Raw genomic sequence first — 1,755 nt, forward strand, 5'->3', positions numbered from 1 at the left:
TCGCTCGCCCGCATCCCAGCCGCCGCCCGTCAGGCCGGCGGCGTTTTCATTTCGTGCCTTCCTACAGGCGAATGGGCCGATGTCTGGCTGAGGGCAGGGCGCCATCTTCGTAAGATGGGTCATTGCATTCCACCCCTGGCCAGGAGGACCGCCATGCCAGATCGCCAGCCCCCATTGCCGGCCGAACCCGCCGCCGCCCTGTTGCGGCCACCCGGCACGCCGCCGGTGCTGCCGCGCGCCCCGCTTGCTGGCGTGGACGCTCACCCGTCGTCGGTAGTCGAGCCCGACGGTACCGAAGACCCCTGGGCCAACGCCGATGACGGCGTGGTGCCAGGGCAGGGCCATGCCCCCCACCTTTTTCAACAGGAGAGCTCCATGCACAAGCCCCAAGACATCCCACCGGTAGAAGTGCCGCCACTGGACCCGACTCCACCGCAGGATCCGATCCCTCATCAGAACCCCAGCGCTGGCTCGCGCTGAGCGTAGCCGATCGCGCCGCTATCCCGGATGCACCACAGGAGACAGGATTGAACATCGCTTCACATACCCTACATACCCCGCAAGAAACCCCTCCCACGCATGAGCCCAGCCTGCCGCCCCCGGAGTTGCCGGACGATGATCCGGTGCCGGTGGAGGATCCGCCGATCAATCCACGGCCTTCCGACAAACCATTGCGCATGTGAGTAGAGGGCAGGCGGACCCCAGGGGCCGCCTGAATGCAGGGATTTGCAGCCGGTCAGGCTGCGGCGACAAAAATCTCCTCTCCACATTCAGAGTTTTCCGATATGAAGCGCCTTGCATTTGTGAAAACATCCCGATTTGGCGCCGGGCGCTGACATATTGGGCAGGAAACTTCATATCGCGCCAAGCGCATCATTCCCTCCTAGCTTGCTTACCGGCATTCCATTCCCGTTTCTTCACAGGAGTGCAGTCGGTGAACTCTCCCACTTTCCCTCACGGCGCGGACGCCGCAGGTCGCCCCGGCGCTCTTCAGCAGCCACACGTGGAGGTGCTCGCGCCGCTCTACGTGCTGGTGAGCCAGCAGGCTGCCCAGCCCGGTCCCACGCCTTGCCGGGTGCTGTGCGAGCCCATCCGCATCGGCCAGGCCGCCGGCACCGACGCCATGGTGGTTTATCTGTCGCCCCTCCAAGCCTGCATCGACGCCGCCTTTCTCTCCTTGCCCGCAGAGCAATACCAGGTCGTGCCGGCATCAGCCTTCCACCCCGACCAGATGATCGAGCAGCATCACGGCCGTTTGCCGTATTGCCTGCATTTTGCCTGGGCCGCCAGCAACGGCTGCCTGGTGGTGCGCCCGGAAGGCGGACTGGTGCGGCTGTCTACCTCCAGGATGGGACGCATGTCCAGCCTGCTGGATGCCATTCCTCTGCATATCGAGCTCAACGAACTGGACTGCTATGAACGCATGTGGGAATACGCCGGCCTGTTCGCCCATGCCGAGTGCCATGCGCGCGACCTGGCCATGAGCGAGCCGGAGCGCAAGCGCCACGCGGCCCGCGCGTTGGCGCGCATCCCCGGCGTCTGTCTGCCGGTGGGGCCGATCAACCAGTTGGCCCTGTATGACCTGGAGTCGGCACATTGGCATTTCGTCGGACTGGAGCTGTTTTCCGAGCTCCTGGCCGCAGATCACGCCAGTCCTTGACGCCGTGCCTCGCCCCACAGCGGTCCAGGCAACTCCCAAAGCAGGCAATTCGACGGCTCCAGCGACATTCTTCGACTATTCATTCAGAGTTTCTG

3 protein-coding genes are annotated in these 1,755 nt (G+C 64.4%); all 3 read left to right on the forward strand.

All coding sequences use genetic code 11. The annotated features are described in order from the left end of the window. Positions 1 to 153: 153 nt before the first annotated feature. Positions 154 to 480: a hypothetical protein gene (locus tag I5W_RS29550; protein WP_083893486.1), complete on the forward strand. Its 327-nt coding sequence runs from the start codon at positions 154 to 156 to the stop codon at positions 478 to 480. Between the two features lie 47 nt (positions 481 to 527). Then, the gene (locus I5W_RS32400) at positions 528 to 683 is read left to right on the forward strand and encodes a hypothetical protein (protein ID WP_017450314.1); all 156 of its coding nucleotides are present in this window, start codon (positions 528 to 530) and stop codon (positions 681 to 683) included. Between the two features lie 251 nt (positions 684 to 934). Further along, the gene (locus I5W_RS07755; RefSeq protein ID WP_252716937.1) at positions 935 to 1,660 is read left to right on the forward strand and encodes a hypothetical protein; all 726 of its coding nucleotides are present in this window, start codon (positions 935 to 937) and stop codon (positions 1,658 to 1,660) included. Positions 1,661 to 1,755 lie beyond the last annotated feature (95 nt).

The sequence above is a fragment of the Herbaspirillum sp. B65 genome (assembly GCF_000333555.1).
In the GTDB taxonomy this organism is placed as follows: Bacteria; Pseudomonadota; Gammaproteobacteria; order Burkholderiales; family Burkholderiaceae_D; genus Herbaspirillum; species Herbaspirillum rubrisubalbicans.